General features: G+C 72.7%; 17 protein-coding genes. 9 read left to right on the forward strand and 8 right to left on the reverse strand.

Going from position 1 to position 21,166, the window contains the following annotated elements:
- The first annotated feature begins 4 nt into the window (after window positions 1–4).
- Both sufU and FB465_RS25660 read left to right on the forward strand, forming a co-directional pair.
- A complete protein-coding gene (sufU, locus tag FB465_RS25655; protein WP_145794233.1) occupies window positions 5–457 on the forward strand; it encodes a Fe-S cluster assembly sulfur transfer protein SufU in 453 nt (150 codons plus the stop codon).
- An 11-nt stretch (window positions 458–468) separates the two neighbouring features.
- Window positions 469–855: a metal-sulfur cluster assembly factor gene (locus tag FB465_RS25660; protein ID WP_281292359.1), complete on the forward strand. Its 387-nt coding sequence runs from the start codon at window positions 469–471 to the stop codon at window positions 853–855.
- 177 nt (window positions 856–1,032) lie between these two features.
- Here the strand turns inward: FB465_RS25660 and FB465_RS25665 are convergent, their stop codons facing one another.
- Window positions 1,033–2,358: an MFS transporter gene (locus FB465_RS25665; protein WP_145794235.1), complete on the reverse strand. Its 1,326-nt coding sequence runs from the start codon at window positions 2,356–2,358 to the stop codon at window positions 1,033–1,035.
- A 286-nt stretch (window positions 2,359–2,644) separates the two neighbouring features.
- Here FB465_RS25665 and FB465_RS25670 point away from each other — a divergent pair, with 286 nt between their 5' ends.
- Window positions 2,645–4,264: a hypothetical protein gene (locus FB465_RS25670; RefSeq protein ID WP_145794237.1), complete on the forward strand. Its 1,620-nt coding sequence runs from the start codon at window positions 2,645–2,647 to the stop codon at window positions 4,262–4,264.
- On the opposite strand, the gene FB465_RS35985 is transcribed toward FB465_RS25670, so the two are convergent.
- Together FB465_RS35985 and FB465_RS35990 are read right to left on the reverse strand one after the other, a co-directional pair.
- Entirely contained in the window at window positions 4,239–4,712 is a 474-nt protein-coding gene (locus tag FB465_RS35985) for an SRPBCC family protein (RefSeq protein WP_170290687.1), read from the reverse strand. The two genes, FB465_RS25670 and FB465_RS35985, sit on opposite strands and share 26 nt — an antisense overlap.
- A gap of 11 nt (window positions 4,713–4,723) precedes the next feature.
- Window positions 4,724–5,167: a VOC family protein gene (locus tag FB465_RS35990; protein WP_170290688.1), complete on the reverse strand. Its 444-nt coding sequence runs from the start codon at window positions 5,165–5,167 to the stop codon at window positions 4,724–4,726.
- A gap of 219 nt (window positions 5,168–5,386) precedes the next feature.
- Between FB465_RS35990 and FB465_RS25680 the strand changes: the two genes are divergently transcribed.
- Together FB465_RS25680 and FB465_RS25685 are read left to right on the forward strand one after the other, a co-directional pair.
- Window positions 5,387–6,619 carry a hypothetical protein gene (locus FB465_RS25680; protein ID WP_145794238.1) on the forward strand — a complete coding sequence of 411 codons (1,233 nt, stop codon included), beginning with the start codon at window positions 5,387–5,389 and terminating at the stop codon, window positions 6,617–6,619.
- A gap of 217 nt (window positions 6,620–6,836) precedes the next feature.
- Complete coding sequence (locus tag FB465_RS25685; RefSeq protein WP_145794240.1) at window positions 6,837–8,318, forward strand: alkaline phosphatase PhoX; 1,482 nt, start codon at window positions 6,837–6,839, stop codon at window positions 8,316–8,318.
- A 136-nt stretch (window positions 8,319–8,454) separates the two neighbouring features.
- On the opposite strand, the gene FB465_RS25690 is transcribed toward FB465_RS25685, so the two are convergent.
- Window positions 8,455–10,074: a PucR family transcriptional regulator gene (locus FB465_RS25690; RefSeq protein WP_246192835.1), complete on the reverse strand. Its 1,620-nt coding sequence runs from the start codon at window positions 10,072–10,074 to the stop codon at window positions 8,455–8,457.
- A gap of 166 nt (window positions 10,075–10,240) precedes the next feature.
- Between FB465_RS25690 and pruA the strand changes: the two genes are divergently transcribed.
- Together pruA and FB465_RS25700 are read left to right on the forward strand one after the other, a co-directional pair.
- Entirely contained in the window at window positions 10,241–11,869 is a 1,629-nt protein-coding gene (gene pruA, locus FB465_RS25695) for an L-glutamate gamma-semialdehyde dehydrogenase (RefSeq protein WP_145794242.1), read from the forward strand.
- Between the two features lie 86 nt (window positions 11,870–11,955).
- Complete coding sequence (locus FB465_RS25700) at window positions 11,956–12,885, forward strand: proline dehydrogenase family protein (protein ID WP_145794244.1); 930 nt, start codon at window positions 11,956–11,958, stop codon at window positions 12,883–12,885.
- A gap of 192 nt (window positions 12,886–13,077) precedes the next feature.
- Here FB465_RS25700 and FB465_RS25705 read toward each other — a convergent pair whose 3' ends face one another.
- Complete coding sequence (locus FB465_RS25705; protein ID WP_145797592.1) at window positions 13,078–14,238, reverse strand: TerD family protein; 1,161 nt, start codon at window positions 14,236–14,238, stop codon at window positions 13,078–13,080.
- A 167-nt stretch (window positions 14,239–14,405) separates the two neighbouring features.
- Between FB465_RS25705 and pepN the strand changes: the two genes are divergently transcribed.
- Window positions 14,406–16,880, forward strand: coding sequence for an aminopeptidase N (pepN, locus tag FB465_RS25710; RefSeq protein WP_145794246.1), 2,475 nt, complete (start codon window positions 14,406–14,408; stop codon window positions 16,878–16,880).
- A 30-nt stretch (window positions 16,881–16,910) separates the two neighbouring features.
- Here the strand turns inward: pepN and FB465_RS25715 are convergent, their stop codons facing one another.
- A complete protein-coding gene (locus FB465_RS25715) occupies window positions 16,911–17,822 on the reverse strand; it encodes a hypothetical protein (protein WP_145794247.1) in 912 nt (303 codons plus the stop codon).
- 262 nt (window positions 17,823–18,084) lie between these two features.
- Here FB465_RS25715 and FB465_RS25720 point away from each other — a divergent pair, with 262 nt between their 5' ends.
- Window positions 18,085–18,579, forward strand: coding sequence for an SsgA family sporulation/cell division regulator (locus FB465_RS25720; RefSeq protein ID WP_145794249.1), 495 nt, complete (start codon window positions 18,085–18,087; stop codon window positions 18,577–18,579).
- A 33-nt stretch (window positions 18,580–18,612) separates the two neighbouring features.
- On the opposite strand, the gene FB465_RS25725 is transcribed toward FB465_RS25720, so the two are convergent.
- Both FB465_RS25725 and FB465_RS25730 read right to left on the reverse strand, forming a co-directional pair.
- On the reverse strand, window positions 18,613–19,929 hold the full coding sequence (locus FB465_RS25725) for a helix-turn-helix domain-containing protein (RefSeq protein ID WP_145794251.1): 1,317 nt from the start codon (window positions 19,927–19,929) through the stop codon (window positions 18,613–18,615).
- Between the two features lie 156 nt (window positions 19,930–20,085).
- Window positions 20,086–21,030, reverse strand: coding sequence for a carbohydrate kinase family protein (locus FB465_RS25730; protein WP_145794253.1), 945 nt, complete (start codon window positions 21,028–21,030; stop codon window positions 20,086–20,088).
- Between the last annotated feature and the right edge of the window lie 136 nt (window positions 21,031–21,166).

Here is a 21,166-nt window from a genome sequence, read left to right on the forward strand (position 1 = left end):
CGGCATGAAGCTCGACTCCATGTACCAGGAGATCATCCTGGAGCACTACAAGAACCCCCACGGCAAGGGGCTGCGCGACGGCGACGCCGAGGTGCACCACGTCAACCCGACCTGCGGCGACGAGATCACCCTCCGGGTGCGGCTCGACGGCCCGGTGGTGGCGGACGTGTCGTACGAGTCCCAGGGCTGCTCGATCAGCCAGGCCAGTGCCTCGGTGCTGAACGACCTGGTGGTCGGGAAGACCGTCGGCGAGGCTCAGGCGATCCAGGAGGCCTTCCTGGAGCTCATGCAGAGCAAGGGCCAGGCCGAGGGGGACGAGGACGTGCTGGAGGACGCGGTCGCGTTCGCCGGCGTCTCCAAGTTCCCCGCCCGCGTGAAGTGCGCGCTGCTGAGCTGGATGGCCTGGAAGGACGCCACCGCCAAGGCGCTCGCCGAACACCCCGTCGTCAACGACTGAAGGAAACACTCATGAGCGACACCGAGGCCGGCACCCCGGCCGAGGCCGCAGCCGAGGGCCCGACCGTGATCGTCGGCACCACCGCGGGCACCGTCTCCGTCGAGGACCTCACCGAGGCCCTGATGGACGTCGTCGACCCCGAGCTGGGCATCGACGTGGTCAACCTGGGCCTGATCTACGGCATCCACATCGACGAGTCCGATGTGGCCACCATCGACATGACGCTCACCTCGGCGGCCTGCCCGCTGACCGACGTCATCGAGGACCAGGCCAAGACCGCCACCGACGGCCTCGTCCAGGACCTGCGGATCAACTGGGTCTGGATGCCGCCGTGGGGCCCGGACAAGATCACCGACGACGGCCGCGAGCAGCTGCGCGCCCTCGGCTTCAACGTCTGAGCTTGCGCTGAAGGCCCGGACTTCCTGACTGGAAGTCCGGGCCTTCGTGCTTTCCGAGGGGCTCCGCCCGCAGGCTCACCGATCAGGATCGGGCATCCCAGGGGCGCGAGGAACTGCGCGAGATCGGAAGACTGCGGCGCCGCACCTCCCGGCCCCCGCGCCCCTGGGGAAGCCCTGTCAGCGCGTGCGCCGCACCACCGCTGCGGCGAGCCCCAGGCAGGCCAGGGCGGCCAGGCCGGCGAAGCCGCTGACCGCGGGGAGCAGGCCGTAGCGCTGGGTCAGGGCACCGACGGCGACGATCGGCAGGGAGCTGCCGAGGTAGACGATCACCCAGAGGGTGGAGAGCTCGCTACCGCGTCGTTCGGGGTTCATCGCGGCCACCGCGCTGGTGAAGAGCGAGCGGAACGCCACACCCTGGCAGGCGCCGCCGAGGACGCTGCCGATGAACAGCAGGGCCGGCGTCTCGGTGTACTGCGCCGTGACCACCAGGCCCAGCCCGGCCGCCAGACCGGTCATGCCCAGTGCGATCACCAGACGGTCCGCCGTGGGCGGGACGAGCAGCTGGGCCGCGGCGGAGGAGCCGAGCAGCAGGGCCGCGACGACCGCGCCCGTCATGTGCGAGCTGCTGTGCAGCAGCCTGGCCGAGAACGCGGGCGCCAGGCTGAGGTAGACCCCGAAGATCGCGTACGAGACGAAGCCGGCCCCGGAGGCGAGCAGGAACTCCCGGCGGCCGCCGCGCGGCAGCCGCAGGCGCTGCGGGCGCAGGTGCGCCGGGGTGGTGATGCGCGGCGGGGCGGCCGGCGGTCGCGGGCGGCCGGGCATCCTGGGGTGCACCACGGCGAGCGGGACGCAGAGCGCCAGCAGGGCGAGGGCGTGCACCAGGAAGGGCGTCAGCAGCGGGTGCTCGCCGCTGGAGAGCGCGGCCCCGATGATCGGGCCGAAGGCCACCCCGCCCGCCGAGCAGGCCAGGGTGAGCTTGGCGGCCAGCGTCGGGCGGTCGGGCAGCAGGTCGCCCAGCGCGGCCCCGGCGGCGCCGGTGGAGAGGCCGACCGCGATGCCCTGGACGGCGCGCCCGGCGGCCAGCTGCCAGAAGCTGCCGGCCATCGCGAAGAGCGCGTCCCCGCAGGCGGCCAGCGCCACGGCGGGGAGGATCATGGCGCGTCGCCCGAGGTGGTCCGACCAGTGACCGGCGGCGGCCAGCACGGGGACGAGGGCGAAGACGTACACCGTGAAGAGGATCGTGGTGTCGAGGGCGGTGAGCCCGAGACGCTGCTGCAGCACCGGGTAGATCGGGGTCGCCAGATTGGCGCCGACCAGGAGGAGGAGCAGGGCGGCGGCGACGAGGCCGACGCGGATGCCGCGCAGGGCGTTCCAGCGGCTGATCGCGGCGAGCTGGAGCTGCGTGCGTGGTGCGAGCTCCAGGGGGAGCAGGGCCTCCGAGAGCCGGCGTCCGTCGAACTGTGCTGTGGACAGTCCGGAGCCGGCGGGGGAGAGGTCCGCCATGGCAGGGGTCTCCTGTGGCAAGGCACCACCCTGGACCGACCCGGCCCGGGGTGGTGGCCTGACTGCGGAACCCTGGTGGAGCAGATGTACTCAGAAAAGGCGGGCTTCGTTGCCCGGTGGCCGGTACGGGGTGTGCACCGCGCCTACCGAAGGATACGTGGTCGTACGGGTCCGGCGGCGCGCACCTCAGCAGGTGGGGCGCGGGACGGATACTCTGAGTTGATGGACCGGCACCCACCCGGCCCTTCTGGCAGTGACCACCGCCACAACGGGAGATCGCGCAACGATGGCCGGACGACGCCGCAACACCCCTGACAACCCGTCGGCGACCGGGCCCGGCGAGCTGCCTGCCGAGAGCCTGCTGCCGGCCGACTACGAGCTCGCGGACCTGTACGGGGCGTTCGCCGCGCACGGCCGCGACGAGGAGGACATGGACGACGCCGCGGTGCTGGTCCCCCCGATCCAGCTGCCGCCGGAGACCGAGCTGGCCGCGGCCGCACTGGCGGTGCCGCTGATCGACCACGCCCTGAAGCTGGCCCGCTGGACGGCCCCGCACCGCCCGGTCGACGAGCTGGGCGACCTCGTCGAGGCCGACCGTGAGCCCGCCGCCCGGCTGCTCGGGCTCGCCCCGGCCGAGGGCGAGGTGACCGAGGACGCCGTCGTCGAGGCGATGCGCGCCTGGTCGCTCGCCTGCGACCTGGACCTGGTCGAGATCGGCACCACCGCCAAGGGCGAACACGTCGCCATCCCGGGCCCGGACCTGGAGCCCGCCGAGGAGGGTGACCCCGAGACCGTCCTGGAGCTCTGGCTGACCGCCGCCGGCATCGTCCGGGAGCTGGCCGCCGAGGCCGACTCGCTGGCCCTGGAGGCCGAGGAGGAGGAGGAGGACGAGGCCGCCGCCGAGGCCCGCCTGGGCGAGGTGGAGGAGTCCCGGCAGGAGGCCTCCGAGCTGCTCGACGAGGCCCTGCAGGTGCTGTACGAGACCACGGCCTTCGCCGACCCCGGGCAGGAGACCGTGCCGCTGGGCGTCCTGGCGGCGCTGCTGGTCGTCCCCGAGGGCGAGGAGCCGGACGAGGAGCTGCTCGGCGACATCACCGACCTGATGGTGACGCTGGACCCGATGCTGGCCGACCTCGCCGAGCTGGGGCTGCTGGAGCACCGCCCGATCGACCCCGAGCTCTTCGAGGAGGAGGAAGAGGAGGGTGCAGCCGAGAGCGGCGAGCCGCTGGACGAGGCGGAGTCGGCGCGCTTCGGGCTGGTCCGGCTGACCCCGCTCGGCCAGTACGGCGTACGGCAGTGGCTGCTGGAGGACGGGTACGACGCGCCGCTGATCGGCGATCTGGCCCAGGGGGACGCGGAGGCGCTGCTGCGCGGCATCTCGGAGACCGCCAACGTTCTGCCCGAGCGTGAGCTGCAGGTCTGGCTGAGCGGCCGGGAGCCGCTGGCGGCGGCCCGCGAGCTGCTGGAGGCCGCGCGCGGCACGGACCAGCAGAGCCCCGTCCGCCGGCTGCTCTGTGTGCAGGCGCTGGAGGAGCTGGGCGCGGACGCGCAGCCCGCCGCGCAGGACGTGGTGGACGACCCGGAGCTCGGCGGCGCGGTGCGGGGCTGGCTGCGTGTCCAGGGCGTGGAGCTGCCCGCACCGGAGCGGTCGATGGTGCTCTGGACGACGATCGACACCTTCGCCGCGCAGCTGCTCACCAGCGAGGGTGAGGCCGAGGTGCTGCAGGAGCTGATCAGCAGCCTGCCGGTGACGGACAACCCGGCGAGCTACTTCGGCGAGCTGTGGCGGGTCGACCACACGTACACGGCCGAGGTGCTGGAGGCCGTCGGCGAGCTGCATCTGGACCGGACGGTGGCGAAGGAGGCCCGCAAGGCGGCCTTCAAGGCCCGCTCGCAGAAGAAGTAGCAGGGGGAGCGGAGAGGAGGGCCCGCAGGCCGCGTTCGCCGCTGCGCATCATGACCGCGTGGTTGGCGAGGAAGAGCGGCCGGGCCAGCGGGGCGAGCCGCCGCATCAGCGGCTTGCCCGGGCGTACCTCCTCCTCGAACACCACCACGCTGCCGGGCCCGGCGGCGCTGACCTGCCAGCGTGACCAGCCCTGCAGGTCGCCGCGGAGCTCGGCCTGCAGCAGCCGGGCCCCGGCGTCCTGCCGCTGCTCGTGGACGGTGAAGAGCAGCTCGTACGGGAGGAAGGAGCGCACCCGCAGCTCGCCCGTCCGATCGTCGATGCGGCGCACCGAGCGGATCTGCGGCCACCAGGCCGGGTAGCCGGCGACGTCCTGCAGCACCCGGTAGACCCGCTCGGGGCCGGCGGGCAGCTGCCAGGTGGAGGTGAGGTGGTAGCGGTTGGGATCCACCGGGGCCCGCCCTACGGGAGGTCGAGCTGGCCGGCCTCGGTGAACGGGAAGAAGGGGTTGTGGGCCAGCTCCCAGAGGTGGCCGTCCGGGTCCTCGAAGTAGCCCGAGTACCCGCCCCAGTCGGTGGCGGCCGGGGGCTTGACCACCGTGGCGCCCGCCTCGACCGCCGTCTTCAGGGCGGCGTCGACCTGCTCGGGGGACTCCAGGTTGACCGCGAGGGTGACACCGCGGAAGGACGGCTCGCCGGTGGCCGGGACACCGGCGTCGGCGGCCAGGGCCTCGTACGGGAAGAGGCCGAGCGCCGAGTCGGCGGTGCGGAACCAGACGATCTCGGGGCTGGACGCCGTCGAGCGCTGCCAGCCGAGCGCCTCGTAGAACTCGGTGCTGCGCCCCAGGTCGGAGACGCCGAGCGTGACGATGCTGATACGGGCGGGGAAGGCATTGGTTGCTGTCATGAGACCCAGCGTAGGCAAGGCTACTGACATTCCAGGCTACTGACATTCCGGCCCGGGCGGGGCCGGGCGCGCCATATGACAACCGTACGAGGGAAGCTGATGGCTCAGCAGGTCCTTCCAACGTATCGTGGGGCGGACGCGGCGCGGGTCCGGGCAGGGCAAGCCCGGCGCAGCGGCCGAGACCGACGGCTAGGCGAGCACGCGGGGGTGCGGCAGAGGATGAAGAGGCAGAGCGCGAGCAGGCCCCAGGATCCGGAGGACTTCTACGCCGACCACGAGGAGTACAGCCGGCAGGTGCTCGCGGACGCGGACTTCCCGGTGTACGGGGTGGACCGGGTCGACCAGGGCCGGGGCAGTCGGGGTATGGGCGTGCACCGCGTCGGCCCGGCGCACGGCGAGGGTGACGCGCCCCCAAACGAAGCCCCGAACGAAGCCCCGAACGAAGCCCCGACCGGTGGCGCCGAGGTCGATGCGCTGGCCGAGTACGAGCTCAGCAACGGCAGGCTCGGCTGGGTCGAGGTCCGCTCCGGTGACTGGAGCTCCGTCGAGGGCCCGTACGTGACCGTCCGTACCTACCGCCCAGGCGCCGAGCGGACGCAGCCGCTGCCCGACCTCGAGGACGTGGTCGAGGACGAGCGCGACCGGGTTTACGAACAGCTGGACATCGACGAGGGCGACGGCCCCGGCAGCGTACGGGCGCTGCGGGAGTGGATCACCGTCGAGGGCGAGCCGAGGGCCGTCCAGATCCACGAGGACCGGCGGGCCGAGGGCGGTGCGGCCGAGCCCGCGCCGTCGGGCCAGGCCCCGGTCTGGGCGGGCCGGCTACGGGTGGACGGCATCACCGTCACCATCACCGGCCGCGGCGTGCCGCCGGGCGGCATCGAGCTGAAGCGGATCGAGGACTTCGAGCGCTACATCCTCGGCCGCACCGACCTGATGCGCAAGCTCGCGGCGCGCCAGGCCCAGCGGGTGGCACTGGAGGAGCGTGAACTCCCGCCGGTGATCGGCCTGGAGGCGCACCGCGCGGTGGTGGAGCACGCGGTCGGCGAAGCGGTGGCGATCGAGGCGCAGGTCCGGGCCCGGCGTACCCCCAGGCTGCCGCGGCGGCTGCGCGGGGAGGCGGGCGCGGTGCGCTGGGAGGCCGCCGTCCGGCAGCAGATGAAGCTCGCCTCGGAGACCAGGGAGGAGGCCGGGGAGTCGGTCACCACCATGGTCAACCACCTCACCCGGCTCGCGCAGAACACCGACTGGGCGGTCGGGACCCCGGAGGGGAGCGCCGCACTGGAGGAGGTCATCCGGTACACGGCCTTCGCCAGCGAGGTGCCCAGTCTGCCGGCGCAGCGGGCGTGGGAGCGGCTCTGGTCCGGCGGTACGCCGAGGTCGGCCTCGGGTACGGAGGAGGCCTGGCTGACGGCGTGGGAGCAGTGGCGGGTGGAGCGCACCGAGTACTGACGAGTGCGCCGACGCGCGCCGACGCGTGCCGGTCGAGGCAAAGCGGCGGTCATGCGTTCGGATACGGTTGGCAAAACACCACTCTGACGCGGTGTCGGATTCACCCGGGGTTCACCCGGGGCGCGGAGTCTGCTGGGCGTCGACGTCCGTCGTCGGCACCCAGCAAGCCGCAGACCGGGTACCCGGGTGGCGGCCCCACCCCTCAGGAGTGACTGCCATGTCGCTGTCCCGCCGGGACTTCGTCAACCGTTCCACCGCCATCGGGGCCGGCGTGCTCATTGCCGGCAGCGCCGAGGTGCTGGCCACCGCCCCGGGCGCGATCGCCGCCCCGGCGGGCGGCGAGGCTCCCGCCCCCGAGACCGTCGAGGCCGCGCGCTGCGCCACCGGTTACGGCGAGCTCCTCCCGGACCCGGACGGCATCCTGGCGCTGCCCCGCGGCTTCCGCTACCAGATCATCACGTACACCGGGAAGACCACCCTGGTCACCGGTGAGAGCACCCCCAGCAACCACGACGGCACCGCCGCCTTCCAGGGCAAGCACGGCGGCACCGTGCTGGTGAACAACCACGAGCTGCGCGGCGCGCGCGCCGACTGGCCGCACCCGGTGCCGCTGCTGGAGGGCCACGTCTACGACCCGGGCGCGGCCGGCGGCTGCACGGTGGTCGAGGTCCGCAAGGGCGGCAAGCAGGTCCGCGAGTGGGTCGGCATCGCCGGCACCTCCACCAACTGCGCCGGTGGCGCCACCCCTTGGGGCACCTGGCTGAGCGGCGAGGAGACCGAGGACAAGGCCGGCAAGAACGGCTTCACCAAGGACCACGGCTACATCTTCGAGGTCGACCCGCACGACCAGGACGCCAACCGCGACCCGAAGCCGGTCAAGGCCTTCGGCCGCTACCCGCACGAGGCCGTGGTGATCGACCCGCAGCGCGGCCACGCCTACCTCACCGAGGACGCCGCCGGCCCGAACGGCCTGCTCTACCGCTGGACCCCGCCGGCCGGCTTCAAGCACGGCAAGGGCAAGCTGCGCACCCTCGCCGACGACGCGGGCAAGCTGGAGGCCTTCAAGGTCTTCGACTCGCACGGCACCTTCATCGACGACCTCTCCCGCGCCGTCAAGATCGGCACCACGTACGGCGTCGACTGGGTCAACGTCCCGGACCGCGACGCCAAGACGGTCTCCGTCCGCAAGCAGTTCAAGGACGGCGAGGTCACCCGCTCCCGCAAGCTGGAGGGCATGTGGTGGGGTGACGGCGGCTTCTACTTCGTCGCCAGCTTCGCCCGCGCCGAGAGCCCGGTGCAGCACGACGGCCAGGTCTGGTTCTACAACCCGGCCCGCCGCACCATCACCCTCAAGGTCCTGCTCGGCGTCAACACCGATGTCAACGGCGACCACGGCAACTTCGACGGCCCGGACAACATCACCGTCTCGCCGTACGGCGGCCTGGTGATCGCCGAGGACGGCGAGGGCGTGCAGCACCTCTTCGGTACCACCGACGACGGCCGCACCTTCCCGATCGCCCGAAACGACCTCAACATCGGCACCGCCGAGAAGCCGGAGTTCAGTGAGTTCACCGGTGTGACCTTCTCGGAGGACGGCCACACGCTGTTCGCCAACATCCAGGAGCCGGGCATCATGCTCGCCATCACCGGGCCGTGGTGGCGCCTGAACCACCGCGGCGGCCACGGCTACGACTCCTGACGCTGCGGGGTAGCTCCTAGGGGCGCGGGGAACTGCGCTGCCGGCCATGCACCTCCGTAGGTGGCTGGTCGCGCACGCAGTTGATCAAACAGAGCCCCGCGCCCCTGGTGGTGCCCCTACCTGTCAGGGATGCCCCTCAGTCCTCCGGGGGTAGGCGGAGCTGCAGCATGGCCATCAGGCGTTGCTGCGGCTGCGCCAGGTCGATGCCGGTGAGCTGTTCGGCGCGGCGGACCCGGTAGCGGAGGGTATTGGGGTGGATGTGCAGGGCGTCCGCCGCGACGCGGACCTCGCCGAGGGCGTCCAGCCAGGCCAGGACGGACTCGGCGAGGCGGGTGCCGTGGCGGCGGTCGTAGGCGGCCAGGGCGGTCAGCCGGGGGTCGCGGAGGCCGCCGCGTTCCTGGAGCAGTGCGAGCATCTCGCTGACCAGCACCTCGGCCTGAACGTCGATCAGCGCGGCCACCTGCAGCTCGACCCCGCCGCGCCCCATCGCGTCCAGGATCCGGTCCGCCTGCGCCCGCGACTCGGGCACCGCCGCCAGCCCGCCCACCGTGGAGCCGATCGCCGCCCGCAGCGGGACACCGAGGTGATCGCGGGCGGCCTCCACCACCTCCTGCGCCCAGCCCCGCACCGTTGCCATCGGCAGGCCGGGGGGAAGCTCGGGCAGCAGCACGTACACCCGCGACTCGATCGGGGCGAGCAGCGCACTGCGGTGCCGGGCGGCGGTGTGCACCGAGATCAGGCTGGTCACCTCGGCGCGGGTCAGTTCGAGGTCCGAGCCCTCGGAGGGCGAGCCCGCCGCGTACGCCAGCACGGTGGCCGGGCGGCGCAGGTCGAGCCCGAGGTGGGTGGCCAGTGACTGGGCGCCGGTCGAGCCCTCAAGCAGGCCGGTGAGCAGGGTCTGCGTCAGCCGTACGTCCGCGGAGAGCTCGCGCCTGCGGCGGACCAGCTGGGCCGCCGCCACCCGGGCCGCGCCGACCAGGGCCTGCTCGGCCAGTGGGGCGAGCGGCTGGGCGCCCTCCTGGACCCAGATGGTGCCGAGCGGCTGCGCGCCCGCCCTGATACCGATGGCGATCCGGCGTCTGATGCCCAGCTCGGGGTGCGGGTCGATCGCGATCACGCTGTCCGAGCTGCGCAGGTGCTGGAAGATGCCCCACTCGCGGAGCTTGGAGAGGTACGGCTCCGGGCCCTGCCAGCCGAGGATGGAGAGCCGCCGCAGGTCGTCCACCTCGTCGGAGTCCGAGGACCGGGAGTAGGCCAGCACGCGGCTGGAAGTGTCCTCGATGGAGACGATGCCGTTGGTGAGGACGGCGACGGTCTGGGCGAGCGAGAAGAGGTCGCCGGCGTTGTGCTCGGCGGTGTCGGGGGTGTCCGGGCCCGCGATGATCGCCCGGGCGAGCGAGTCGAGGTGCTCCCAGCGGGTCTCGCGGCGTACGGACAGCAGTGCCACGCCGGCCTCGGTGGCGGCCTCGCGCAGTGCGTCGGCCTGGCCGGGGGCGTCCAGCTTCACCGCGACGGCGGCGGCACGGGCCCGTCCGGCGGCGCGCAGGGCGGGGAGGGCGGCGCGGCCCCGGGCGCCGATGGCCAGCACCAGCTCGCCGGGCGAGGCGGTGGCCGGGTCCTCCGGGTCGAGGATCGCCACGTCCCGGACGGGTACGTCCAGTCCGGCGGGTGCGGCCTGCAGCTCCACCAGCGGCTCGCCCAGGGACATCAGCAGCTGGCGCAGCGGGAGGCCGCCGCTTGCTCCTGGCGCGGTCACTCCCGAAGCCTCCTTCGTCTGCTCTTCGTAGCGACGGACAACTCCGTACGGATGACTTTAGCCGCCCGGCCAATCAAAGGCCCCGGCTCTCGGGCATAGCGTTTCTTCATGGCCGGCGTGCGACCCACGTCGGCATTCCCCATGACACGAAAGAGAGCGCGCGCTCATGGATGCTGTGACCCAGGTCCCCGCGCCGGTGAACGAGCCGGTCCGCAGCTACGCCCCCGGCAGCCCCGAACGGGCTCGCCTGGAGGCCAAGCTGAAGGAGCTGGGCGGCCAGGAGCCGATCCAGCTGACCATGACGATCAACGGTGAGCGCCGGATGGGCGGCGGCACCGAGATCGACGTCGTGCAGCCGCACAACCACGCTGCCAAGCTCGGCACCCTGCGCAACGCCACCCAGGACGATGCGCGGGACGCCATTGACGCTGCCCTGGCTGCTGCTCCGGCCTGGCAGGCGCTCTCCTTCGACTCCCGCGCGGCCATCTTCCTCAAGGCCGCCGACCTGCTGGCCGGCCCGTGGCGCGAGACCCTCGCCGCAGCCACCATGCTCGGCCAGTCCAAGACCGCGCAGCAGGCCGAGATCGACACCCCCTGCGAGCTGGTCGACTTCCTGCGCTTCAACGTGCACTTCGCCCGGCAGATCATCGCCGAGCAGCCGATCTCCTCCGAGGGCGTCTGGAACCGCAGCGACCACCGCGCGCTGGAGGGCTTCGTCTACGCGATCACGCCTTTCAACTTCACCGCCATCGCGGGCAACCTGCCCACCGCCCCCGCCCTGATGGGCAACGTGGTGCTGTGGAAGCCGTCCCCGACCCAGCAGTTCTCCGCTCACCTGCTGATGCAGCTGCTCGAGGCGGCCGGCCTGCCCAAGGGCGTCATCAACATGGTCACCGGTGACGGCCTGGCCGTCTCCGAGGTCGCCCTCAAGCACCCCGAGCTGGCGGGCATCCACTTCACCGGCTCCACCGCGACCTTCCAGCACCTGTGGCGCGAGGTCGGCAACAACATCGCGGGCTACCGCTCGTACCCGCGGATCGTCGGCGAGACCGGCGGCAAGGACTTCCTGGTCGCCCACCCGTCCGCCGACCCGGCCGTGCTGAAGACCGCGATGACCCGCGGTGCCTTCGAGTTCCAGGGCCAGAAGTGCTCGGCGCTCTCGCGGGCGTACGTCCCGGCGTCCCTCTGGGCCGGCATCAAGGACGACTTCCGCGACGAGGTCGAGTGGCTCACCATGGGTGACGTCAACGACCTGTCGAACTTCATGAGCGCCGTCATCGACGAGCGTTCGTTCGCCAAGAACAAGGCCGCGATCGACCGGGCCAAGGCCGACCCGAAGGTCGAGATCCTGGCCGGCGGCACGTACGACGACTCGGTCGGCTACTTCGTCCGTCCGACCGTGCTGGTCTGCGAGGACCCGGCGAGCGAGTACTTCCGTGACGAGTACTTCGGCCCGATCCTCTCGGTCTTCGTCTACGAGGACGAGAAGTACGACGAGATGCTCGCGCAGATGGAGTCGGTGTCCAGCTACGGCCTGACCGGCGCGATCATCGCCCAGGACCGCGAGGCCGTCCAGCACGCGATGCACGTGCTGCGCAACGCCGCGGGCAACTTCTACATCAACGACAAGCCGACCGGCGCCGTCGTCGGCCAGCAGCCCTTCGGCGGCGGCCGGGCCTCCGGCACCAACGACAAGGCCGGCGCCAAGCAGAACCTGATGCGGTGGACCTCGACCCGGTCCATCAAGGAGACGTTCGTCCCGCCGACGGACTACCGCTACCCGCACATGGGCTGACCAAGCCCTGTGCTCACGGGGCGGCGGCCCACCCTCAGCCGCCGCCCCACCCCTCTCCCCCTGTTGAACCATCTCCAGGAGTAACGATGCTCCGTTCCGCCCTCCTCGCCGCCTCCCGCTCCCCGCAGGTGCGCACCGTCGTGGAGAAGTTCCCGCCGACCCACGCGATAGTCGAGCGCTTCGTCGCCGGCGAGCGGCTCGACCAGGCGATCGCCGCCACCGACGAGCTGGTGGTCACCGGCCGCAAGGTCACCCTGGACCACCTCGGCGAGGACACCAAGGACGCCGCCCAGGCCGCCGGCACCGCCGAGGCGTACGAGCACCTGCTGGCCGCTCTCAAGGAGACCGGCCTGGCCGCGAACGCCGAGGTGTCGGTCAAGCTCTCGGCGGTCGGTCAGTTCCTGCCGGTGGACGGCGAGAAGATCGCGCTGGAGAACGCCCGGCGGATCTGCGAGGCGGCGGCGGACGCGGGCACCACGGTCACCCTGGACATGGAGGACCACACCACCACCGACTCCACCCTCTCGATCGCCCGCGAGCTGCGCACCGACTTCCCCTGGCTGGGCGTCGTGCTGCAGGCGTACCTGCGCCGCACCGAGGCCGACTGCGCGGACTTCGCCGGTGCCGGCTCGCGCGTGCGGCTCTGCAAGGGCGCGTACAAGGAGCCCGAGTCGGTCGCCTTCCAGGGCAAGAAGGACGTCGACCTGGCGTACGTCCGGGCGCTCAAGGTCCTGATGGGCGGCGAGGGCTACCCGATGATCGCCTCGCACGACCCGAACATGATCAAGATCGCCGGCCAGCTCGCCGAGTGGCACGGCCGCGGCAGCGACAGCTTCGAGTACCAGATGCTCTTCGGCATCCGCCCGGAGGAGCAGCTGCGCCTGGCCGAGGCGGGCAACACCATGCGGGTGTACCTGCCGTACGGCGAGGAGTGGTACGGCTACTTCATGCGCCGCCTCGCGGAGCGCCCGGCCAACCTGGTGTTCTTCCTCCGCGCCATGGCCACCCGCGGCTGAGGGGTAACCCGGCGGGATTGGCTACCCACAGGGGCGCGGGGCTCTGTCTAATCAACTGCGCGCGCGACCAGGGCACGACGTTGGTGCACGGTTGCGCGCGCACGCAGTTCATCAAACAGAGCCCCGCGCCCCTGCTGTGGTTGCTCAGAGCTGTTCGCTGCGCCCCTGCTGTGGTTGCTCAGAGCCGCTCGCTCAGAGCATCGCCGCCGCGGGCTTGGCCATGGCGCGGGCGGTCTTGGCGTTGACGTACTCGCCGATGGCCGTCATCACCCACTCGCCGGAGAACTGGCGGACGAGCTTGCACATCACCACGCCGGTGTGGGGCTCGGACTGGGTGAGGTCGAAGCGGACCAGCTCCTGGCCGGTGCCCGCGTCGAGGAGGCGGCAGTAGGCGTTCTTGACGTCGGTGAACTTCTGGCCGGAGAAGGAGTTCACCACGAAGACCAGGCCGCAGACCTCCGGCGGCAGCCCGTCCAGGTGGACGGTGATCGCCTCGTCGTCGCCCGCGCCCTCGCCGGTGAGGTTGTCGCCGGAGTGGGCGATCGCGCCGTTGAAGATGCTCAGCTTCATGAACCAGGCGGTCTCCAGCTTGTTGCGCTGGGCGTCGAAGGCGAGGCAGGAGGCGTCCAGGTCGATGTTGCGGCCGCGGCCGGCCGGCTCCCAGCCGAGGCCCATCCGGACGGAGGAGAGGAAGGGCTTGCCGTTCTTCTCCAGCGAGACCGAGCCGCCCTTGGTCAGGCTGACCCGGCCCTTGTCCAGGGTGACCTTGGTGAGTGAGGCGGGTACGGCGGGCGGCGTGACCGGCTTGGGCGGCGCTGTCGGGGCTGCCTGGGCGGCCGCAGCCGGGGCCGGGGCGGCGGGCTCCTCCACGGAGACGCCGAAGTCGGTCGCGATGCCGGCCAGCCCGTTGTCGTAGCCCTGCCCGACCGCGCGGACCTTCCAGCTGTCGCCGCGCCGGTACACCTCGACCACCACCAGCGCCGTCTCCCTGGTCAGCCGAGGCGGGGTGAACGTGACCAGGACCGCGCCGCTGTCGGCGTCCCGGACCGTCGCGGTGGGCTCCGTCCCGGCGAAGGTCGCGCCCGCGTCGTCCAGGCTGGCCGTCACCACGACCTTGCTGATCTCCGAGGGCAGCGAGCCGGTGTCGACCGTGATGGCGTCCGGTGTGGAACCGGCGGCGGGGCGGTGGGTGACGCCGGGGCCGTTCGGGGCGTTGAAGAAGACGAAGTCGGCGTCGGACCTGACCTTCCCCGCCTCCGTCAGCAGCAGCCCGGAGACGTCCAGGGCCTTCGGCGCCGTCACCTCGACCGTCACCCGGGCAGTGGTGAGCGGCGCGTTGCCGCCCTGGGTCAGGACCGTCGTCACAGTGCTCCTCCTGGGGTGCTCGGGTGGCGGGACGCCCGTGCTGCGCCAACCCTAGCCAACGGGCCCGCTCGGCGGGCCGTGACTTGGCGGGGCATCAGTGCGGGCGGTCGGAAAATGCTCTTGTCGGGCGATGTCTGCTGGGGAAGCATGCAGAGATGCCAGCTCTTCAACGTTCCGAGGCGCTCACCCGTGCCCGACAGCTCCAGGTCCACGGCTACACCGTCGACCTGGACCTCACCCGAGGCGAGGAGGTGTTCGGCAGCACCACCGTGATCCGGTTCGGTTGCACGGAGCCGGGCTCCGACACCTTCCTGGACCTGCAACCCGCCGCCCTGCACCGAGTGGTGCTCAACGGCCGGCCGCTCGACCCGGCGGACCTGGACGGCAACCGGCTCGTCCTCAGCGGCCTGGCCGCCGAGAACGAGCTGCTGGTCGAGGCCGAGATGCGTTACTCCCGGACCGGCGAGGGCCTGCACCGCTTCACCGACCCGGCCGACGGCGCCGTCTATCTGTACGCCTCCTGCGGTCCCGACATGGCTCCGCAGGTCTTCCCCTGTTTCGACCAGCCGGACCTCAAGGCCCCGTTCACCCTGGCGGCCACCGCGCCGGCCGACTGGAGCGTGATCGCCAACGGCTCCGGCGGGCGGACGGCCGAAGGGCGCTGGGAGTTCGCGCCCACCCTGCCGATCAGCACCTATCTGGTGACCCTGGTGGCCGGCCCGCTGCACTCGGTGTACTCCGAGCACGACGGCATCCCGCTCGGCCTGCACTCCCGCCGCTCGCTCGCCGCCGACCTGGACCGTGAGGCCGCCGAGCTGTTCGAGGTCACCCGGGCCTCCTTCGACCGGCTGCACGAGCTCTTCGACGAGCGCTACCCCTTCGGCCGCTACGACCAGGCCTTCGTGCCCGAGTTCAACTGGGGCGCGATGGAGAACCCGGGCTGCGTGGTGTTCCGCGAGGAACTGCTGTTCCACTCGGCCCCCACCGAGGCCGAACGCGAGTCGCGGGCCATGGTGGTGGCGCACGAGATGGCGCACATGTGGTTCGGCGACCTGGTCACCATGCGCTGGTGGGACGACCTCTGGCTGAACGAGTCCTTCGCCGAGTACCTGGGCTACCGGATCGCCGCCGAGAACACCCGCTTCACCGGTGCCTGGACCAGCTTCGCCGTCAAGCGCAAGGGCTGGGGCTACGACGCCGACCAGCGCTCCACCACCCACCCGATCGCGATGCGCAGCATGGACAGCGTGGCCGACGCGCTGGTCAACTTCGACGGCATCGCCTACGCCAAGGGCGCCTCCGCGCTGCGCCAGCTGGTCGCCTGGCTGGGTGACGAGGCCTTCTTCGCGGGCATCAACGAGCACTTCGCCCGGCACCGCTTCGGCAACGCCGACCTGGCCGACTTCCTGGACGCCCTCGCCACCACGAGCGGCCGGGACGTCCAGGGCTGGGCCGAGCGCTGGCTGCGGACCAGCGGGGTGGACACGCTCCGGCTGGAGCTGGCGTACGAGGGCGACAAGGTGGTCTCCGCCGAGCTGGTGCCCGGCGGGACGCGCCCGCACCGGGTCGGGATCGGGGTCTTCGACGGCCAAGCACCTGCGCTGGTGCTCCGGGACAGGTTCGAGGCCGAGGTGGAGCCCGGCCGTCGTACGCCGCTGCCGCAGCTGGCCGGGGCGCCCCGGGCCGCGCTGGTGCTCCCCAACCACGGCGACCTGACCTGGGCGAAGATCCGGCTGGACGCCGACTCCTGGCAGACCGTCACGGAGTCGCTGGCGGAGATCGAGGACCCGCTGGTCCGCGCCGTGCTCTGGGAGAACGCCCGCGACCTGGTGCAGGACGCCGAGCTCTCGCCGGGCCGGTACCTGGACCTGGTGGCCGCGCAGCTGCCGGACGAGCCGGTGGACTCGATCGTCGAGGCCGTGCTGACCTTCGCCCGGCAGCGGGTGATCGGCAGCTACCTCGCCCCGGCGGACCGCCCGGCCGCGCACGCCCTGCTGGGCAGCGTCTGCCGGACGCTGCTGGCACGCCCGGGAGCGGGGGAGGGCCTGCGGCTGGCCGCCCTGCGCGGGGCTGTCGAGAACGCGCAGGGCGAGGAACTCGCCGAGCTGCAGGACTGGTTGGAGCACGGCGGCCCGGGCGTGGCACTCAGCTCGCAGCTCCGCTGGGCCGCACTCGGCAGGCTCGCCGCCGGGGGCGTCATCGGTGAGGAGAGGATCGCCGCCGAGCTGGCCGCCGACCCGAGCAGCAGCGCCCACGAGGGGGCCGCACTGGCCCGGGCCGCGCGGCCCGAGCGGGCGGCCAAGGAGCAGGCCTGGCAGGAGCTGTTCAGCGGCGTGCTCTCCAACCACCTGCTGACGGCGACCTCGCAGGGCTTCTGGCAGTCGGGCTCGGAGGAGCTGCAGCAGGAGTACCTGGAGCGGTACTTCGCCGAGCTGCCCGCCGCCGGGCGGCGCAGCGACATCGTCGCCAGGGCGCTCGGGTCGGCGCTGTTCCCGGCCGGGTGGTCGACGCCGGAGGCCGTCGGCCTGGCCGAGACCTGCCTGGCGGGAGAGGAACTGACGCCCGCGCTGCGCCGGGTGCTGGCCGACCGGCTGGACGACCTGCGCCGCGCGGTCCGCATCCGGGGCTGACGGCCGGGCGGCAGTCGGCCGAGGGAGCCGTCAGCCGAAGATGCCGCGAACGGCCAGCGCCCGCGGCCGGCGGATCCCGAAGGCCGAGGCGGCCCAGGTCTCCTGGGCCGCCCGCTCCCTGCCCGGGGCCGGGCAGCGGGCGCCGCGCACCCCGAAGACGTACTCGCCGGGCTGGACGTCCAGCCCGGCGGGCGCCGTGAAGCGGTAGACCAGCGTGCCGTGCTCCTGGGTGACCGTCACGACCGCTCCGGGGAGGGTGCTCCAGGGGGTGGTGCCCGGCAGCGCCTCGGGGCGGGCCAGTCGCAGCTCGACCTGCAGCGCGGTGAGCGGCTCGCCGAGGACCAGCGCGAGGGTGTGCCTGGTGCCGGAGGGGCCGAGCAGCTCGCGGCTGCCCTCGCCGGCCAGGGCCTCGGTCGGCACCGCCTCGGTCGGCCGCCCGGTGGGCCCGCCGGTCGGGCCGAACGGCTCCGGTGTGGAGCCGGCCGAGCCGCTGGGGGCGCCGCTCGGGGTCGACGGTGACGGCGCGGGTGATCCCGACGCAGACGCCGTCGGTGAGGACGGTGCCGGGCCGGCCGGTACGGGCGGGGCCGAGGAGGTGTGCCGGACCGGGGTCACGGGTGTGCTCAGCGCCCGGGGGCCGATCGTCGGCGCCGCGGTGGCCGAAGCGGCCGCCACGGGCATGGGGTGGGCGGAGCCGTCCGGGCTGGGCAGCGGCGGGCTGGCGCCCACGTTGGACACCCCCGGCTGCCGCCCGACGCTCTGCTGCTCGCTGACCAGCCAGGTGGTGGCGACGCTGATCCCGACCACGGTGGACATCGCCATCGCCGCGCCGGAGAACCGGAAACCGGGGAGCCTGAACCGTGCGCCGACCGGCTTCGGCCGACTGTGCCGCCCGTACCCGACGCCCGCTCGCGCCGTCACCCTGTCCTCGCGGAGAACCACCCGACCCCCTCCCGGTCCTGGGTATGCATCAGCCTTCGCTGGGCAGGGCAACGAGACTACCAGCGGCGGGCCGAGCCTCCGAAGTCCCGGTACGAAACGGATCGGTGACATGGAGTGCCGTGCGGCGTCCGATAATTGACGAGTCATCCGGTTGTGTGCGGGCCCGTGGACGGCCGTAGGCTGCAACCCCTTGCAACCCTTGCCCGCCACCCGGCGGTACATCAGGCTGGGCGGAACCCCAGCCGCCTCGGAGAGATCGTTCATGCCGCGCGACCCGTTGTCAGTCCCCTCCGACCCGTTCGCCGCCACCCCCACGGGCGACGAGCTGGGCCACCCCGCCATCGCCGTACCGGCGCCGGTGGAGGAGGTCATGACGATGCGGATCGCGCTCGACCAGGACCTGGTGGGAGAGGTGCGTACCCGCTTCCGGTACGACCCCGAGCGGCCTTACGAGGTCCTGCTCACCTTCCACCTCGGCCGGTCGGACGAGGCGGACTGGGTCTTCTCACGGGACCTGCTGCGGGACGGGCTCGAGGCGCTGAGCGGGCAGGGGGACGTCAAGCTCTGGCCCGCGTACTGTCCCTGTCACGGCTCGACCCTGCACCTCGCGCTCGAATCCCCGCACGGCAGCGCGCTGTTGGAGGTCTCCAGGCCGAGGGTGAGGGCCTGGCTGGACCGCACCTACGTGGTCGTCTCCGAGGCCGAGGAGGCAGCGGCCGGCCCCACCGACGACCAGCTCGCCGCACTGCTGGCCTAAGGGCCGGTTCGTGGGCACATGGCCGACTACGTGCTAGGCCGCCGGGAGGCGGGCGGTTCCGTCGAGGAGGCCGGCCCGCAACTCCCGTACGGCGGGGGCCGAGGAGGTCGGCAGCAGGTCGTAGGGGTCGGCGGGGCCGGTCACCGAGACCTGGGCCGAGCGGGTGATCCGGTACGGCCGGTGGTCCAGCAGTCCGCCCAGGTAGCGCCGTAGCCGGGAGACCTCGGCGCGGACCGTGACGGTCCTGGCCTGGTCGCCGAAGAGGGCCTCGGCGAGCTGGGCGGCGCTCAGGCCCTCGCGGTGGACGGCGAGCAGCAGCAGGAGCTCGGCATGGCGCGGGCTGAGGGTGTGCGACCAGCTGCCCGCCGCTCCCGAGACCAGCAGCTCGGGACGGTCCGGCCGGCTGAGGTCGAGCCGGATCCCGGCGTTCCCGGTCTGTTCGGCGACGGCATCCGCCGAGCCGCTGAGGGGGCGCACCAGCCAGCCCCCGGCGAGCGGTTCGACGGCACACTCGCCGAGGGTGGGCAGCCAGTGGACGGTGGCCGAGCCCCAGCCCTCGGCGGGCAGCCGAAGCCGGGGGACGGGCGGCAGCCCGATGGTGGCGGCCGTCCAGCCGGCGTCGTCCACCACCATCGCGGGCTCGTCGACCCGTGCCAGCAGCGGTGCCGCCACGGTGCGCAGCAGGTGCAGGGTCTCCAGCTGACGGGCCCGCAGTTCGGCCTCCGCGAGCCGGGCGGCGGTGGCGGCGAGCTGGAGCAGGTACGGGGCCATGCTCCGGGCCGGGCCGCTGAGGTCGACAACGCCGGTCAGCCGTCCGGTGCGCGGGTCGTGCACGGGCGCCGCGACGCAGGTCCAGGCGTGGTGGCTGCGCAGGTAGTGCTCGGCGGAGTGCACCTGCATCGGGCGGCCGGTGCGCAGCGTCATGCCGATGCCGTTGGTGCCGACCTCGTCCTCGATCCAGCGGGCGCCGGTGTCGAAGCCGATCCCGTCGGCGATCCGGCGCAGCTTCCGCTCGCCCTCCTGCCAGAGCACATGGCCCTCGGCGTCGGCGACCGCGAGGATCAGGGGGGTGCCGGTGGTGGGGAGCAGCAGGGTCGACCGCAGGATCGGGAGGACCTCGGCGAGGTGGGTCTCCCGGCGGCGGTGCTCGACCTCGGCGAGGCTCAACCGGGCGGCGGTGCGGCCGCGTTCGGGGTCGAGCCCGAGCCGTCGCAGCCGCTCCCAGGAGTCGCCGATCTCGGGCCGGGGCGCCTCGGCGGGGGTGTCGCCTGCCATCGTGTGCTCGTGCGCCCTGGCCAGTTCGACCGCAACGGGTCTCCGGCGGTGGACCGGCCGATGGCTCTCCAGCACTCCGCTCTCCCCCCGTACGAGCTGTCATGGCTGTGCGCCGTTGACTGCTGTTGTCCGCACACAGGGTACGGCGGACGACTTCGGGCATGACGGAGTTGCAGAAGTTTCGTACCGGCCGGTTTGGACGGTCATGCGGTTCGACCCGCAAGAGTGCTGTCACACCGTCAGCTGCCGGGCCCAGGGCGGGTTCGCGCCCTTGGCGGCGCAGGTGAGCGCGGCGACGCGGGCCGCGTACGCGCAGGCCGCTGAGACGTCCGGTGCGGTGAGGGAGTCCAGCCGGCCGCCGAGCAGGCCGCGTTCGCCGAGGTGGTGCAGCAGTCCGGCGGTGAAGGCGTCGCCGGCGCCGACGGTGTCGACGACCTCGACGGGTACGGCGGGCACGGTGATCCGGGTGCCGTCGAGTGAGGCCAGCGCACCGTGCTCGCCGAGGGTGACCACCACCAGCCGGACGCCGGCCCGGTGCCAGCGGTCGCAGGCCGCCTCGGGGGAGACGCCGGGGAGCAGCAGGGCCAGGTCGTCGGCGGAGAGCCGGAGCAGGTCGGCAAGCTCGCACCAGCGGGCCAGCCGCTCGCGGTAGCGGGCGGGATCGACCAGCAACGGGCGGACGTTGGGGTCGATCGAGACGGTGGCGTTGCCGGCCGCGCGGGCGAGGAACTCCTCGACAGCCGGGCCGCCGGGCTCGCGGACCAGGGCGAGCGAGCCGGTGTGCACGCACGCGGTGCCGCTCAGCGGTACGGCGGCGAGTTCGGCGGGGTGCCACTGCCAGTCGGCGGTGCCCTCGGCGTGGAAGGAGTAGGCGGCGTGGCCGTCCGGCGAGAGCTCGGCGACGGCCAGGGTGCTGGGCTCGGGGGCGTTGACGCTGTGGGCGAGATCGACGCCGGAGGCCGTGAGGTGGGTACGGAACAGCCGGCCGAAGGTGTCCTCGGAGAGCCGGCCGAGGAAGCGGGTCGGGGTGCCGAGCCTGGCGAGGCCTACAGCGGTGTTGGCGGGACCGCCGCCCGCGTGCACCTTGAGCGTCAGCTCGCCGGGGGAGCTCCGCTGTGGCTGGACGAACGCGTCGGCGACGCACTCGCCGAGGACGGTGATCGGCTGACGGGGCACTGTCTCGGTCTCCCTCGGTTTGGCAGCTAACGGTAACCACCGCAGGGGCGCGGGGACCTGCGCGCGCAACCGTGCACCTCCGTCGTGCCCTGGTCGCGCATGCAGTTGATCAAGCAGGGCCCCGCGCCCCCGGAGG

The sequence above is a fragment of the Kitasatospora atroaurantiaca genome (assembly GCF_007828955.1).
GTDB lineage: Bacteria > Actinomycetota > Actinomycetes > Streptomycetales > Streptomycetaceae > Kitasatospora > Kitasatospora atroaurantiaca.

What these genes read in the sequence shown, in the direction of transcription:
- sufU (WP_145794233.1), top strand. Translation starts at nt 5, where the DNA reads ATGAAGCTCGACTCCATGTACCAGGAGATCATCCTGGAGCACTACAAG.
- FB465_RS25660 (WP_281292359.1), top strand. Translation starts at nt 469, where the DNA reads ATGAGCGACACCGAGGCCGGCACCCCGGCCGAGGCCGCAGCCGAGGGC.
- FB465_RS25665 (WP_145794235.1), bottom strand. Translation starts at nt 2,358, where the DNA reads ATGGCGGACCTCTCCCCCGCCGGCTCCGGACTGTCCACAGCACAGTTC.
- FB465_RS25670 (WP_145794237.1), top strand. Translation starts at nt 2,645, where the DNA reads ATGGCCGGACGACGCCGCAACACCCCTGACAACCCGTCGGCGACCGGG.
- FB465_RS35990 (WP_170290688.1), bottom strand. Translation starts at nt 5,167, where the DNA reads ATGACAGCAACCAATGCCTTCCCCGCCCGTATCAGCATCGTCACGCTC.
- FB465_RS25680 (WP_145794238.1), top strand. Translation starts at nt 5,387, where the DNA reads ATGAAGAGGCAGAGCGCGAGCAGGCCCCAGGATCCGGAGGACTTCTAC.
- FB465_RS25685 (WP_145794240.1), top strand. Translation starts at nt 6,837, where the DNA reads ATGTCGCTGTCCCGCCGGGACTTCGTCAACCGTTCCACCGCCATCGGG.
- pruA (WP_145794242.1), top strand. Translation starts at nt 10,241, where the DNA reads ATGGATGCTGTGACCCAGGTCCCCGCGCCGGTGAACGAGCCGGTCCGC.
- FB465_RS25700 (WP_145794244.1), top strand. Translation starts at nt 11,956, where the DNA reads ATGCTCCGTTCCGCCCTCCTCGCCGCCTCCCGCTCCCCGCAGGTGCGC.
- pepN (WP_145794246.1), top strand. Translation starts at nt 14,406, where the DNA reads ATGCCAGCTCTTCAACGTTCCGAGGCGCTCACCCGTGCCCGACAGCTC.
- FB465_RS25720 (WP_145794249.1), top strand. Translation starts at nt 18,085, where the DNA reads ATGCCGCGCGACCCGTTGTCAGTCCCCTCCGACCCGTTCGCCGCCACC.